Here is a 14,818-nt window from a genome sequence, read left to right on the forward strand (position 1 = left end):
TATTTTCTGGTTTGATTTGCCATTCGCTGTAAAGTCCATCATTTTCCGTACCTGTTTGTGGTGCGGCAAGTCTTAGGGCTTCTACTAGTGCAGAAACTTGGCTATCGGAAATTTCACTATTGGCAGAGGCAGTAGCAGTAGTTTGAGATGGGGGAGTTGAGGTTGGTTGGGCTGGTTTAGCAATCTCTTGTGGTGGCGAAGTTGTCGGTTGTGGAGATTGGGCATTACTGCGCTGCTCTTGATAGAATTTGATAACGCTTTGAATGTATTTGTAGGTGTAAGAATCTTTGGGAACCTTGTTGAATTGATTTCCATCGCCCGTCATCCACCAAGCCGCAGTACGTTGTATCGCTATTGACTCATTATTTCCACTAGCACTATACTGTTCCCGTAGAATATCGCGCATCACACATACTAGAATAGAACGGGCAGTTACAGGACTAGCGGTAAAATCGTTAGGTGTTATCGCACGTCCAGTACATTGTTTAGACCAACGTGGGATATTTTCTGGTTTGATTTGCCATTCGCTGTAAAGTCCATCATTTTCCGTACCTGTCTTGGGTGCGGCAAGTCTTAGAGCTTCTACGAGTGCGGATACTTGGCTATCCGAGACTTGGGCTTGGGCTGGGATAGTCCAAAATCCGATAGTAAACGCGATCGCAGTGAGGAATAATCTGGGAATGGGTAATGGGGCGTTGGGTTTGGTGTGGGCGAGAGCCTTTCTGTTAGCGATCGCAAATGGTAACTTGGAACTCATGGCTGCTACTCCGTTGTCAACTGAATTAGTCCTGCTAGCGTGTTAGCTTAACAAAAGAGAAATTGCAATAATTAGTTAGTCCTGAAAGTGTTTTGAGAAATAACCTCTATGACTTAACCGCGTCAGAGATATGATAAATGACGATAATCTTATATGGGAGACAGACAGCCCGCCTCAAGGAGTAACAACATGAACAATCAGTTTCAGAAGTTCCAGATTAGCCGCATCCCCTTCGGGTTACTCAGAAACCTGATGCTGATAACTACAGGCGGCACGATGATGATAGCACTGATTTTTGGTATTGGCTTGTGGCGCACTGGGTCAGGCTTCTTTAAGCAATTAGCTGCTATCTTCAATATGGCACAACCTGGACCCCAAGTTGATGTCCGCACCGTGATTGTCCGTCAAGTCAAAGGAGCTAGCGAATTGACTACTGCTATATTTACGATGGAGGCGGTAGTACCTGCTAGTCAAGCGAGAACTTTGGGCGGTTATCCCATTGCTACTACTACATTACTATATATTGCTCGCGGTCAAGTGCGGGCAGGTGTTAATTTAGAAGAGTTAAAGACTGATAATGTTAAGGTTGTGAATGATACTATTCAGCTCCAGCTACCACCACCGCGCATTTTGGATAGCAAAATTGACGTAAATCATTCCCAAGTATATGACTATAATCGAGGTTTCTTGGGTTTAGGACCAGATACCGCACCACAGTTACAGGCAATTGCCCAACAAGAAACTTTGAAAAAGATTGTCTCTACTGCATGTAACGAAGGCGTATTGAAGGAAGCAAATAATCGCGCTCAATTAGCAGTTTCTCAGTTATTGAGTACCGCAGGATATAAGAATTTTGAGGTTAAGATTCAGCCGCCTGGTGTTTGTCAGTGAATTCCTGGAGTGGATGATGGCTAAAGATGTTTTTCATGATGCGGTGAGGAAAGGGCTGGAAAAAGTTTTTTAGCCTGCCATTTGTTCAAACCATCATAGAGCGTTTTCAAATTATACTCCTCATTTACGATCCAGTACAAGAGGTAATTTTAGAATGGAAAAACTAGAACGGTATCGCAATTATATCCAAGAGTTGTTGAGCGAGTACGCCAGACTTAGCCCGAATGATGATAACCAGATGGAAATCAAGATTAATATTGGTAGCGAAGTAAACCCGCCTAGTCTAGTTAGTGCCCATGATAAAATGAAAAAGAAAGACCTAGTGACGGCTCTTAAATTAGTAGCTAATAATCAATAAATGTTGTTAAGTAAATGGCAAAGAATCCATGACATTTAGAAACTGGGACAAAGAGTTAACTGAGGAAAATCTGCAAGAGCAAATAGCCCAAGCCAAGCAAGCATGGAAAGAATCTGAGGCTATAGAGCATCGTGCCGAATCCGTCCATTATAATGAGTCTGATAATTTAATTATTATCAAACTCAAAAATGGTGCTATTTTTAGTTTTCCTCCCAGATTAGCACAAGGTTTAGAAGGTGCTTCACCAAAACAACTTGCTGATGTTTGGCTACCACCTTCAGGCAGCAGCATCCACTGGGAAAGCCTCGATATTGATTTTGGAATTCCCGAACTTGTAGCAGGTATTTTTGGGACAAAATCATGGATGGCGGAACTAGGTAGGAAGGGAGGAGAGGTAACTTCAAGTGCCAAAACTACGGCAGCAAGGAAAAATGGGAAGAAAGGTGGTAGACCTAAAAAGAATGCTACTATTAATTTAGAAAATTAATTTCAGCAATAGGTGAAGGGACGGAAATTGAATTAATTGAATATCGCTCAAATGGACATTATCTAGATGAAAATACATCTGGATGAATAACCCATATTTGCCTCTCACTTTACACTAATTCTTCTTTCACTTTCACACCATTTCTTTTGATACTGAGCTAACAGCAAAAGAAAAACATAGAGATTTGGCAAGAGCAGGAGCAAAATGAAAATTGAAGAGCGTCACCCATTTCCCCAAACTATTGACGAAGCCATCGCAATTCAGGAAAATCTCAGAGGCGAGATTATTACCACCGACCAACTGAGTACGGTACAATATGTGGCAGGGGTGGATGTTGGTTTTGCCGAAAACGATACTCTATCAGTAGCAGCAGTTGCCGTTTTGAGTTTTCCCGATCTAGAATTACAGGAGAAGGCGATCGCAAAACGCACCACTACCTTTCCTTATCTGCCAGGATTCCTCTCCTTTCGGGAAGTGCCAGCAGTTTTAGAGGCATTAGCACAACTCACTATTGCGCCAGATCTGATTTTATGCGATGGTCAGGGTATCGCCCATCCCCGTCGCTTTGGTTTGGCTTGCCATTTGGGATTACTGGCAAATGTACCGACAATTGGGGTAGCCAAATCTTTGTATATAGGAGAACATGAAGAAGTATCTCCTGAGAGAGGGAGTTGGCAAGCTTTATGGGATGAGGGGGAAGTTATTGGGGCAGTTTTGCGATCGCAAACTAATATTAAACCTCTTTACATTTCCATCGGTCATTGTATCAGCTTATCTACGGCTATTGATTATGTTTTGCGGTGCGCCCCTAAATATAGATTACCAGAAACTACTCGCTGGGCAGATAAGTTAGCATCGGAATAGGGGCTAATGGCTAATGGCTACTCAGGGCGAAGCATTTGGATAGTTAAATCCTGGTTAAACAACAAAGGTTATCCCCCAAATGCTTCGCCCCTAGCCATTCCTCATTCCTCATTCCTCATTCCCCACCTCCCGATACGGCATCCGCTGTTACATTCCCCACTCTATCAAAACATGAAAAAACTATCAATTTCTTTAGTAACTATTCTTTTGTTGGGTAATACTGGAATCATGGCTTTGGCAAATGAGCCAGTTGTGCCAACTATGATATCCCAACAAACCCAAGGAGATTACAAAAAGCAAGCCCTAGATATCGTACCTCAAATTCTTGAAGCAGCGAACAAAGAAGAGGATGAATATACAAAAAATAGTTTACTCCAATCAGTGACACGAGTGTATATTGCCAATGGTGAATATGACAAAATTTTGCCTCTAGTCAATAGAATTAAAGACGAACAAATTAAATCTGGATTACTAGGTAGTGTAGTTAGTCAATATATTGAGTTTGAGCAATTAGAAAAAGCCACTCAAGCAGCGAATACCATCGTCAATCAAGACGATCAACCGTGGGTATTTAGTACCGTAGCAGATGCTTATTTAACTAAAAATCAATACGATAAAGCTGCGGCTATTGCCAATAGAGCTAAAGATAAAAATATTAAAGTTTCCCTTCTCATTAACATTGCCAAGAAAGCGGCTGAATCTGGTGAAAAAAAGAAAGCATTGGATTTATTAGCATCAGCATTACCAGTTGCCCAAAGCATGAATTCAGAGGAATCCACTGAAAAACAGTACTTTCTAGCCCAAATTGCCCAGGAGTATGGAAATATTGGACAATCAGACTCGCGACTAAATAGCTTAAATAATCCCGGCGATGAGATATTATCTTACATGGTTTCATCTTACGCTGGAATGGGCGACTATGAAAAATCCATCGGAATTGCCAACCGCATCCAATCGGCAGAAACTAAAGCCAATAGCTTAAGGGAGATAGTTGGTTATTTAGCGGTAAATGGAGACTACAAACAAGCCCTAGAAATTGCCAATAAAATAGAAGATGAATCGGGGAAAGCTTACGCATTACTCAGCATTGCAGATACAGCTTGGGATGGAGAAAAAAAGGAAGAAGCTTTAGCAATTTTATCCCAACTTCAAGAATTAACCAAAACCTGGCAAGTTGAAGATACCACAAAAGTATATTTATTTAGTAGTATGGCAAGCTCCTATAGGAAAATAGGACAGAAAGAGCAAGCATTAGCACTATTATCACAAAGCTTAAGTCTAGTCAATAGTATTGAAGAGAAATATGCCCAAATCCAAATATTAAGAGACATTAGCGGTGAATACGGGGAACTTGGGGTAAAAGACAAGCAACTTGCCCTATTAGCCCAAACCTTGGACTTAATTAAAACCATGAACTTCAGCGAAGATCCATATATAAAATCTCTGTGGATAACTTCAATTGCTACCCAATATATCAAAAATGGACAAGACGAGCAAGGGATCAAATTAGTAAATAGTATAGAAAATCCCGAAGAGCGAGAGCAAGCCCTATTTGAAATTGCCACAGAGTACGCGAGAAATGGACAGTATAACCCCGCGATGGAAATCATTAAAAGAATAAAGGATGAAGAATTAAAAAAAGCAGGCATAAATCTGGTAACAACAACATATATCTCCAGCTTAGTCGAGGCGGGACAATATGACAAAGCCATTCAGGAAGTAAAGAAGATTACGGAACCGGAAATCAAAACAAATGCCTTAAACAGTATCGTCTACAATTATATAGAAAAACAACAATACGAGCAAGCATTACAAATAATCAATACAATACCCGACTCCCAGAGCAAACTCGACGGATTGAACTATATAATATATAGTTACACCAGCGATGAGAAATATGACAAAGCCATAGAATTAGCAAACACAATCACCGATCAACCAGGAAAAATATTAGCAATAATAAGTATTGCCAGTACCTACACATATTCCGAAAAACCCAACGAAGCCATTAAACTCCTCAATACCATAGACACAAATAACATCAAAACAAACCAACCAACCGAAACCGTATCCATATTAACCAATATAGCCAGTGGATACACTCAAGCAAATCAAAAGCAAAAAACCGCAGAAATCCTAGCCAAAGCAGTAGAGATAAGTAACCAAATCCCCAATCCCCAAGAAAAAGGATACGCCCTATCAAGAATAGCCGAACAATACATAGAAATATCCAAATAAAAATAAAAACCTCTGCGCACCTCTGCGGGAACCTCTGCGCCCTCTGCGTTAAAAAAAAATTACCGCTATCACCCACAAAACCCAAACAAACCTAAAAATAAAAATGGGAACCCTCTACATAGTAGCCACCCCAATCGGCAACCTCCAAGACATGACATTCCGGGCAGTACAAACATTACAAACAGTAGATATTATCGCCGCCGAAGACACCCGCCATACCGGAAAACTATTAGAATATTTTCAGATAAAAACACCCCAAATAAGCTACCACGAACATAATCGAGTCGAACGTTTACCAGAATTACTAAGTATACTAGAAAAAGGAAAAGCAATCGCAATAGTTACAGATGCCGGAATGCCAGGAATTTCAGATCCCGGTTACGAGCTAATCAAAGGATGTATTGAAGCCAAAATACCCGTAGTGCCAATACCGGGTGCAACAGCAGTAATTACCGCATTAAGTGCATCGGGATTACCCACAGATAAATTTGTATTTGAAGGATTTTTACCCAATAGCACTCAAGAGAGGCAAAATAGATTAGAATTTCTAGCAGGAGAATCGAGAACCTTAATTTTTTACGAATCTCCCCACCACCTGCGGCAAACCTTGCAAGACTTAGCCAATAGCTTCGGCGCTTATCGCCCTATAGTAATAGGAAGGGAACTAACTAAACTATATGAGGAGTTTTGGCGGGGTACAATTAAGGATGCGATCGCATATTACCAAGAAAAAGAACCCAAAGGCGAATTTACCCTTGTAGTGGCAGGTGAAGTATCAGGTGCGCCCATCCTCTCAGAAGATACTCTCAAAGAAGAATTAATGGCAATAATGCTTCAGGGAATATCTCGCAGTCAAGCCTCACGACAGTTAGCCCAACTTACTAAAATTTCCCGGCGACACCTTTATCAGTTAGCATTATCTTTGCCTGCGGCATCTCAAGGGGTAGTGGAAAGTTTACATGAAAATTAAGTATGAGAATGGGTAATATTGAATTGGTTGGTGTTGGTATAATATCTTTTTTTTAACGCAGAGGGCGCAGAGGGTAACGCGGAGGTACGCGGAGGTTTTTTAGGAAAAATTTCACGCGATTACAATCTAGGTGGAGATGATATAATGAGTAATGCAATATTATACAATCAAGACTTCTGGCAATGGACAAAACAACAAGCTGAGTGCCTGCGCCAAGGAAAATGGGCAGAGTTAGACGTTGAAAATTTGGTAGAGGAATTAGAAACCTTGGGGCGGAGTGAAGAAAAGGAAATTGGGAGCTACTTGCAGGTACTGTTAATGCACTTGCTAAAATACCAGTATCAACCTGAAAGAAGAAGCAGAAGTTGGGATAATACCATCTCTAACTGTAGGGATAAAATCCAAGATTGCTTAGAAGATACTCCTAGTTTACAACGTTTTCTAATAGACTCAGAGTGGGTGAAAAAATATTATCGACGTGCTATTCGAGATGCAGCTAAGGAGACGCAAAAGCCATTAGAAATATTTCCAATTGAGTGCCCCTACACTATTGCACAAATTCTCGATCCAAATTCCCCAAAAAGTAACCCTTAAAAAGGGTGATTTAGGGGGATCTAATCCGTGATAATATCAATCAGGTAACCACTCTTCATCAAGAATCAAATCTATTTGCCAAGGGCACTCAACTGGAAGAGTTAAGCCGCTTTTGCGGGTGGCTTTACGAAGCGCTTTTTGTGTTAGCGCAAGATCTCAGACTTACATACTATAATACTAGTGCAAGAGTTTGAGATTATCCGCTATCCTTTAGCCAGATAGAATTTACTCCTGAGTGGGTAAACTGAATATAATCACTTCACCCATATTCAGACTGTAGAAATTATGCCTAAACTACTGGGAATTTTACTTTTCGTCATTGGTGTCTACTTCTTAGGACAAAATATTATCATTGCTACCAGTTACTCTCCCTACTGGTGGCGAGATATTCCAGCCGCTGCATCTGTCTTGACTATCATGAGTGGTATGCTATCATTACTATTTTTCCGGCACATAGTAGGCAACTTGGGCTGGATATTGTTAATTATCGGTGTCGTCTTGGTTTTCCTCAGTGGTGGCATCATGTTAAAGCCAACTAGTTTATGGGAATTTTTTATTGCCTTTGCTGCACTAGCTGGCGGTTTACAATTAATCACACAAGGCAGAATTAGGTTATAATTATGGACAAGATTAAAAGCACTATCACCACTTTTTTATTACTGATGCTTGTGGGTTGTGGTAATACTAATACTCCTGGAACCCAAGAAAAAGTATCTCCATCTGTTAGCAGTAGTAAACCTAAAGGAGAATTACCTTCTCTCACTCAAAATACATCATCTCCACTCGTTAAATTAGATTCGTCACCTAGCAAGAGTTCGACAATTCCACCTGTCAGTAATACTGAAAACCAAGACGCGAATTCATCCCCTATTACCCCTAACGCTACTACAAATAATACCACTAACTCTGGGAACAACCAATTTATTTCCAGTAACGGTATTGGCAATGCTAAAGTAGGAATGAGCTTAGGACAACTGAAACAAATACTAAAAGGAAAGGCAGAGTTTAAAGTACAATCGCCATTTATAGCAGATTTTGATGCGATCGCAATTGTTCAAGGTGGTAAACCTCAATACTACATTCTATATCCCACAGGTTCCCCAATGCGCGATCCGAATATTATTGAAGCCTTGGTTACTGATAATCCCAACTACAAAACCGCCGAAGGTATTACTCCAGGTACACCCCTCAAAAAAGCTGTAGCAGTCTACGGTAATTCCACCTTATCCTATAGCCTAGCCAACGAGTCGCGAGAATACGTCAAATTTACCAAACAACCCTCTAAAGATATCGCCTTCCGAGTGGGAGCTGGAAATGATGGTAGTTTGGGGGGAATCTATCCCTCACCCCAACAGGAATTGAATCAAACTAAAGAGTTTAAGGATACGGCAACTATTCGGTTTATTGAGGTTTATTGCAGTGCAAATTGTCCGGTACAACCATTACCATAATTAAAGTCACCCAAAGGATGATGTGAGCCAGTAAAGGGTTTCAGTAGCTAAATTATTCGATTTAGCTCCATATCAGCTTATCATTGGTTTTCTACAATTTCTAATGTCAAAATACCCTTGGGCTTATTAACGACTAGCTCCATTATATCTAACCACTGTGAACCGATTAAAGTATCAGGAAGTTCATCCCCTACATAAACCGGAATCATAAATTCTCGATCGTCAATAACTACCTTACCTTCGTATAAGTCGAAGAATTCTTCCCCCCGTGCTGTAGCTAACCCAATCTTAGAGCTAATCAAATACCATTCTAATCCTTCTAAATCTTGAAAATTAATTGCAAGAAAGCCAGTGGTAAAACCTGTGTCTAATACTACTTCTACAGAAAAGTATTCTCCATTAGATGCAATCAATTCTATCTCAAAAAATAACTCCCCATTTTCACCAAATCTGCCTGATATCATATCTTACCACAGGCTCCAGTTTCATTGAGGCGAAATGTTGTTAACATTACCTCTTTGTCACCGTAGCGATCGCGAATTTTTTGGATAATGCCCAGTAGCTTGGGATCGACTAAATATTCACCGCTGTCTGGCTCTATTGCAATAAACCAATTGTAATATTTTTCGATTAGTTCTGGTCTAATGAGTTCAAATATTTCTCGACAACGCTGACCTATTTTAGTCCTTTCTGTTTGGCGTTTTGCTAATTCTCCTGGCGGGATAGTGCCTTCTGGAAAGATTCTACCCCGTCGCTGTTTTCTTCTTTCAGATAGATTAGCCATATTCATTAAAAAATTTATTTTATTAACTATAATAGACCATTAATCTTATTTTGTCAAGTAAAAAAAATCTAGTAGAATCCGTGACGGCACAACTGCAACGAGCGTCTTTATTTTTGTCATAATAAAGCCGTCAAACACTCTACTAGCTACGGGATTTATAACAGTTTTTGAATTGGTGGAACACACCGACAATACCACTCTTTTCTTTGCGTACCTACTCTACGAGAAGCCGCTGCGCGTCTATGCGCTTACCTTTGCGTTCCTACTCTTGCGAGAAGCCGCTGCGCGTCTATGCGTTAACAAAACTCTGTTCCATCCAACCGAGAACCGCTATAATATTCTCTGAACTAGCAAATTACTTTACCTAACTCCAGAATTTTGAGTATTACCTCCAGATGGCGGTGGTACTAGTTGTCCTGGTGGTGGTTGTAATTTCAGCATGATAAACTGTTGATTGGCGAGTGCTTGGGGTTGAGTGGGATTGAGTTTTAAAGCTATTTGTAAGGCAACTAATGCTTCTGGATATCTCTCTAAAAATCGTAAAGCAATACCTTTTCCTGCCCAAAAGTCGGCATTTGTGGGAACGATTTGAGTCGCTTGATCGTAAGCTTTCACAGCGTCTACATAGAAGTTTAATGCCATTAAAGCTAGAGCTTTATTATACCAAGCTTCGGCAGATTTGGGATTAATTCCAATTGCTCTATCTGCTGAGGCAACGGCTTCATAATTCCTTTCTAAACGCCATAATAATGCGCTTTTATTCACCCAAATTTGTGCTAAGGTGAGACGATCGCCAACATTTGCATCTCCTAATAATGCGCGATCGTAAGCAGATAAAGCATCTTCAAATTTGCCTAGGGTAGTGAGAATTCTACCTTGATTAAACCAGGCTTGCGAAGAGTTAGGATTGAGGGCAATAGCTTGAGCAGTTGCGCCGAGGGCTTCTTCAAATCTGCCCATATACCATAGGGTAGCACCGCGATTACTCCAAGGATCGGCATAATTGGGAGCAATTGCGATCGCTCTATTTGCTGATGCTAATGCTTCTTCAAATCTACCTGCTCCTGTGAGGGCATTTGCCCGATGATTCCAAGCCAAAGCAATCCCCTCTTCACCCCAACGCCCATCTCCTTCTTGAATTGCTTTTTCACATGCGGCTAGGGCTTCATCATATTTCTTAAGACGGTTTAGGGTGGAACATTGATTAGCTAATGCGAGGGCATAATTAGGGCTAATTTTAATCGCCCATCCTTGAGATGCTAGAGCTTCTCCTAATTTACCTAATCTTTCTAATACTGCACCTTGTTCACTCCAAGCTACTTCATCTTTGGGATTAGTTGCTAAAGCTTTATCATAAGAAATTAAAGCTTCATCATACTGTTCTAATTTGGCTAATACTCGCCCTCGATTTGTCCAAGCAAAAGCTGGGGAACGGTTTTCCCAATCGCCATTTACTGCCAAAGCGCGATCGCAAGAAGCCAATGCGTCATAAGTTTGCCCCATTTGGGATAATAATAGACAGCGATCCGCCCAGGCGATAGAATAATTAGGACTACTTTGGGTAGCTAAATCAAAGGAAAAAAGTGCTTCTCCACGCCTAGCTAATCTCCATTGGGCTACTCCTTGATGGTAGAGAGCAAATGATGGCGTTACTTTACCCCAGCTTTCATCTACTGGTAATTTTAGGGCTGTTTCACAATCAGTAATTGCTTCTTCATAAGTACCCAATTCAATTCTGCCAGCGCATCTTTTTGCCCAGGCTTCTGCAATTTTTGGTTCAATGCGAATTACTTGCCCATATCCTCCTACAGCTTCCACATATTTAGCTAAAGAAAATTGGGCATTGCTTAAATCAGTCCAAACTTTCGGTTCATTAGGATTGAGTGCAATGGCTTGCTGACAAGCTTTAATCGCTTCTTCATAATTTTTTGCTTCATTTTGCCCGCTACATAAACCTGCCCAATAACCAAAGTCTTGAACTGGTTTTGGTTGTTCTTGGGCAAGGGCAATTTGCGGTAATTGCAGAAGTAAAATACTAAAAGGCAAAAGGGAAAAATAACTTATTTTGACTTTTAATTTTTGACTTTTGACTTGATTGATAGGGTTATTATTTTTCATCCCCTTATGCTTCCTCCTAAGTCGTTAAAGCCTTGCCAGTTTTAGAATTAAGCCAGCGGTTGTAAGATTCTTTATCCCCACCGAAGGAATCCAGGGAAACTTTAGGCTCTTCTAGTTGTACCAGTTGAGCTTCTATGGGGTCAAATTGGCAATAACATACCGCAATTTCTCTTACAGAGCAATCAGGGGAACCTGCGGGATAATGTTCAATTCTGGTAACTACCCAATCTCCCTGGCGATAGTGGGTTGAGCCAATATTACCAGGTTTGGCGGCGCTTTCAATGCGAAGGAATACTGGGAATCGATACCCAATTTTGGGAATTTTACCCTTACTACTGAAATCTCGATGTTCAGTCAAGATATCAGTTAGTCCCCCCATGGGATTTAATCTGGTTTCCCAACCAGGTTGATTGGGCTCCGCTTCAAAGATAATCCAAGTCTCGTCCACAATTAATCGTCCTCCATAAAACTAGTTTGTTCTCCTTCAAAGATACACTCTACTTTGAGAATTGGATCTGGGTATTGGGCTGGTTTAGCACTAATTAACGTCCAACCATTGAGCCTACCCATTTTTTTACACTGTTCTTTATCCGTAGCAAAATGACGGGTCATTTTTTCTGGGAGATGATTGCCCATCGATCCTTCATTCATATTTTACTCGATTCTCCCATACTGTTTTGGTTATCCATTTTTGAATATTCGCTTTTCCACTGATTAAACTAGTATATCAATTATCCAGATCCCATATCTTTAATTATGGGGAATTGTCACAACTTTTTTTAGTTCCATCTGGCATAATAGCTCCACAGAGATTTGCTTGATTTAGGTTAGCCCCAGTTAAATTAGCTCCCTTGAGGTTAGCACCCTGTAAATTAGCACTATCCAGAATAGCACCCTGGAAGTTAGCACCTTCTAAATTAGCATTACTGAGGTCAGTTTTAAACAAGTTAGCTTTTTCTAGATTAGCGCCACTTAGGTTAGCATTGTAGAAGCTAGCGCCGCTTAATCTCATATTGCTGAAATTGACTCCTCTCAAGTTAGCATTTTGCAGGTTAACGCCACGGAGATCCGGATCTTCTACTCCTTGATTGGTAATTTCCCAGACTAAACGCCATTTGGGATCTAATCTGGTTTGTTCGTTAATTTTTGCCCTCCGGAGGTTGGCTTGATTTAAGTTTGCACCTACTAGATTGACGTTTCCTAATTCGGCGTTGCCTAAGTCAGCATTACTTAAATCGGCATTACCCAAGTCAGCGTAACGGAGTTCGGTATTATTTAGCTTTGCACCACTGAGATTGGCGCTGCGCAGGTTAACAATAAATAGGTAAGCTTCGGCTAAGTTAGCTCCTTTTAGGTTAGCTTTTTCTAGGTTTAGTCCTTCTAAATTAGCACCTGTTAAGTCAGATCCGGCTAAGTCTTTGCCTTCAATCCCTTTGTTTACTAACTCCCAAACCAAAAGCCATTTATCTGCAATGACGGTTTGAGCATTAAACTTAGTTCCCCGCAAGTCGGTACGAAATAGTTTAGCCTCTCTGAGGTTTGCACCGCTGAGGTTTGCACCTTTGAGAGAAGCTTTTTCTAAGTTAGCTTGTTGGAGATTAGCTTTTTCTAAGGAAGCATTTTGTAACTGGGCATTTTCCAAGTCAGCTTCTTGTAAGTTAGCACTATTAAGATTAGCTTCTTGTAAAGATGCTTCCATTAATTTAGCCTTAGTTAAATTAGCCAAACGCAAATTAGCATTTTTGAGATTAGCCCCTGTTAAATCTGACTCTTGTAAATCCGCTTTTTGCAGGTTAGCACGAAATAAGATAGCGTGTGGAAGTTTGGCATTGTTAAGTTTTGCTTCGCTGAGGTTTGCGCCAGATAGTTTGGCATCGGCAAGCTCGGCATCGCTTAAATCAGCTTTTAATAAGTTAGAGCCTTCTAAGTTAGCACCGTTGAGGTTTTCTCCGCCTAAACCTGCTTCGATAAGGTTACAAACTGGACATTCTTGAGTGTCGAGTAATTTCTTTATATCTTCTTCTTTTGCTGCTTGTGCGGAATTGGTGAGGGATAAGAGGGTGAGTAGGGTAATTGCTAGGGTTTTGATGTTGGGGGAAGGCATAAGTACCTCTACTATTTTTACTGTAATCTTAACTAATGGCGTAGCTTTTTTGTGGAAAGAGGTAAAGGGTGAGATGTGAGGGGTTGATGGCAGTTGCCAAAATACATAGATTTACCTAGACTTAGAGGGAGCAAATTCAAGGTTTAGCAGTGGATAGATTGATTAGCATCGGTGAACTGGCAAGCCTCAAAGCCGTAAGTGTGGACACTATCAGGCGCTGGGAGTCTGAGGGTAAAATTAAATCAATCAGAACCGATGGCGGACATAGGCGGTATCGGTTAGCTGATTTTGGAGAACAGAAACTAGGTAAGACTTTGGCTTATGCCCGTGTTTTTGCCACTGACCAAAAACCCGACCTCGATCGGCAAGATGCCGTGTTATCTGGTTATTGTCAATCTAAGGGATGGGATTTTGAGGTGATTAGAGACTTCGGCAGTGGCATCAATTATCGTAAAAAAGGTTTAAACAAACTACTCACAGCGATTTTAGATGGTGATGTAGCGCGTATCGTAATTACCCATAAAGACAGGTTGTTAAGGTTTGGTTCTGAGCTGATTTTTGCTGTCTGTGAGTACCACGATATTGAGGTCATAATTCTGAACAAAAAAGATGACGCAACCTTTGAAGAAGACCTAGCCTCAGATGTTCTGGAAATTATCGCGGTGTTTTCAGCCAGACTCTACGGTTCTCGCTCAAATAAAAATAAAAAACTTCTAGAGAAACTAGCAGAAGCTACCGATTTGAGTTAATATAACCGTTATATTATTGATTCGGAAGGCGATATAGATTCTCTGCCTCCAGGCTGGCTTACACACACTTTGCCATCAAAGTGCGGTTCTACAACCGAGACAATTCTCGGACAGCCCCATTTACTACGGTTTGCGTACTCTGTACTTACCTACTGAGAGACTTTTTCTGCGTAGCAACCACAGTGCCTTTCTCGATTTCGGCATATAATAATTGTAGTTTATTTTTACTACAGTGGTCAGACAAAATGTATTGAATTTGAGATGATCTGATGATGAATTTCAATGGCTTAAGAATTACGCAGCGTCAAAGCAGGTATCACCCGCTGAAATCCGGCGAGATTACATCAAACGATTGCCCCGAAAGAATGAAGGCGACTAAAGTCGCAGCCGCTTACCTCTCCATGTCTAAAGCCAGGGGCATCCGCTCGTCTTTCGTTGATGCAAAAGTCAAAA

At 40.8% G+C, this 14,818-nt stretch carries 17 protein-coding genes and 1 pseudogene; 11 read left to right on the top strand and 7 right to left on the bottom strand.

Translation table 11 applies throughout. The annotated features are described in order from the left end of the window. Nucleotides 1-184: pseudogene (locus tag NJ959_RS30715) on the bottom strand (hypothetical protein); the annotation flags it as partial. Nucleotides 185-946: 762 nt separating this feature from the next. Here NJ959_RS30715 and NJ959_RS14830 point away from each other — a divergent pair. The 9 genes from NJ959_RS14830 to NJ959_RS14870 all read left to right on the top strand — a co-directional run bounded on the left by NJ959_RS14830 (nucleotide 947) and on the right by NJ959_RS14870 (nucleotide 8,610). Beyond that, a complete protein-coding gene (locus NJ959_RS14830) occupies nucleotides 947-1,648 on the top strand; it encodes a DUF4230 domain-containing protein (protein ID WP_254012529.1) in 702 nt (233 codons plus the stop codon). A 154-nt stretch (nucleotides 1,649-1,802) separates the two neighbouring features. Then, nucleotides 1,803-2,006, top strand: coding sequence for a XisI protein (locus NJ959_RS14835; protein WP_254012530.1), 204 nt, complete (start codon nucleotides 1,803-1,805; stop codon nucleotides 2,004-2,006). A 28-nt stretch (nucleotides 2,007-2,034) separates the two neighbouring features. Then, nucleotides 2,035-2,493 carry a DUF2442 domain-containing protein gene (locus NJ959_RS14840; RefSeq protein WP_254012531.1) on the top strand — a complete coding sequence of 153 codons (459 nt, stop codon included), beginning with the start codon at nucleotides 2,035-2,037 and terminating at the stop codon, nucleotides 2,491-2,493. A 204-nt stretch (nucleotides 2,494-2,697) separates the two neighbouring features. Continuing rightward, a complete protein-coding gene (gene nfi / locus NJ959_RS14845; protein ID WP_254012532.1) occupies nucleotides 2,698-3,357 on the top strand; it encodes a deoxyribonuclease V in 660 nt (219 codons plus the stop codon). A gap of 6 nt (nucleotides 3,358-3,363) precedes the next feature. Then, nucleotides 3,364-5,595, top strand: a complete 2,232-nt coding sequence (locus NJ959_RS14850) for a tetratricopeptide repeat protein (protein WP_254012533.1) — start codon at nucleotides 3,364-3,366, stop codon at nucleotides 5,593-5,595. Between the two features lie 103 nt (nucleotides 5,596-5,698). Continuing rightward, nucleotides 5,699-6,565, top strand: a complete 867-nt coding sequence (gene rsmI, locus NJ959_RS14855) for a 16S rRNA (cytidine(1402)-2'-O)-methyltransferase (protein WP_254012534.1) — start codon at nucleotides 5,699-5,701, stop codon at nucleotides 6,563-6,565. Between the two features lie 144 nt (nucleotides 6,566-6,709). After that, complete coding sequence (locus NJ959_RS14860) at nucleotides 6,710-7,159, top strand: DUF29 domain-containing protein (RefSeq protein WP_254012535.1); 450 nt, start codon at nucleotides 6,710-6,712, stop codon at nucleotides 7,157-7,159. A gap of 285 nt (nucleotides 7,160-7,444) precedes the next feature. Beyond that, nucleotides 7,445-7,777, top strand: coding sequence for a hypothetical protein (locus NJ959_RS14865; RefSeq protein WP_254012536.1), 333 nt, complete (start codon nucleotides 7,445-7,447; stop codon nucleotides 7,775-7,777). A gap of 2 nt (nucleotides 7,778-7,779) precedes the next feature. Next, nucleotides 7,780-8,610, top strand: coding sequence for a hypothetical protein (locus NJ959_RS14870; protein WP_254012537.1), 831 nt, complete (start codon nucleotides 7,780-7,782; stop codon nucleotides 8,608-8,610). A gap of 80 nt (nucleotides 8,611-8,690) precedes the next feature. Here the strand turns inward: NJ959_RS14870 and NJ959_RS14875 are convergent, their stop codons facing one another. The 6 genes from NJ959_RS14875 to NJ959_RS14900 all read right to left on the bottom strand — a co-directional run bounded on the left by NJ959_RS14875 (nucleotide 8,691) and on the right by NJ959_RS14900 (nucleotide 13,616). Continuing rightward, nucleotides 8,691-9,074, bottom strand: coding sequence for an aspartyl protease (locus NJ959_RS14875; RefSeq protein WP_254012538.1), 384 nt, complete (start codon nucleotides 9,072-9,074; stop codon nucleotides 8,691-8,693). Continuing rightward, entirely contained in the window at nucleotides 9,071-9,394 is a 324-nt protein-coding gene (locus NJ959_RS14880; RefSeq protein WP_254012539.1) for a hypothetical protein, read from the bottom strand. Before NJ959_RS14880 ends, NJ959_RS14875 begins: the two co-directional genes overlap by 4 nt. 360 nt (nucleotides 9,395-9,754) lie before the next feature. Beyond that, complete coding sequence (locus tag NJ959_RS14885) at nucleotides 9,755-11,512, bottom strand: tetratricopeptide repeat protein (protein ID WP_254012540.1); 1,758 nt, start codon at nucleotides 11,510-11,512, stop codon at nucleotides 9,755-9,757. A 16-nt stretch (nucleotides 11,513-11,528) separates the two neighbouring features. Next, a complete protein-coding gene (locus NJ959_RS14890) occupies nucleotides 11,529-11,960 on the bottom strand; it encodes a hypothetical protein (protein WP_254012541.1) in 432 nt (143 codons plus the stop codon). A 2-nt stretch (nucleotides 11,961-11,962) separates the two neighbouring features. Continuing rightward, a complete protein-coding gene (locus NJ959_RS14895; RefSeq protein WP_254012542.1) occupies nucleotides 11,963-12,163 on the bottom strand; it encodes a hypothetical protein in 201 nt (66 codons plus the stop codon). A gap of 103 nt (nucleotides 12,164-12,266) precedes the next feature. Beyond that, nucleotides 12,267-13,616: a pentapeptide repeat-containing protein gene (locus NJ959_RS14900; protein WP_254012543.1), complete on the bottom strand. Its 1,350-nt coding sequence runs from the start codon at nucleotides 13,614-13,616 to the stop codon at nucleotides 12,267-12,269. Nucleotides 13,617-13,765: 149 nt separating this feature from the next. On the opposite strand from NJ959_RS14900, the gene NJ959_RS14905 reads away from it, so the two are divergent. Next, nucleotides 13,766-14,365, top strand: coding sequence for an IS607 family transposase (locus NJ959_RS14905; RefSeq protein ID WP_254012544.1), 600 nt, complete (start codon nucleotides 13,766-13,768; stop codon nucleotides 14,363-14,365). A 269-nt stretch (nucleotides 14,366-14,634) separates the two neighbouring features. Beyond that, on the top strand, nucleotides 14,635-14,818 hold a 184-nt coding region (locus tag NJ959_RS14910; protein WP_254012545.1), incomplete at its 3' end, for a hypothetical protein.

The sequence above is a fragment of the Limnofasciculus baicalensis BBK-W-15 genome, from assembly GCF_024178385.1.
GTDB classification, from domain to species: Bacteria; Cyanobacteriota; Cyanobacteriia; order Cyanobacteriales; family Coleofasciculaceae; genus Limnofasciculus; species Limnofasciculus baicalensis.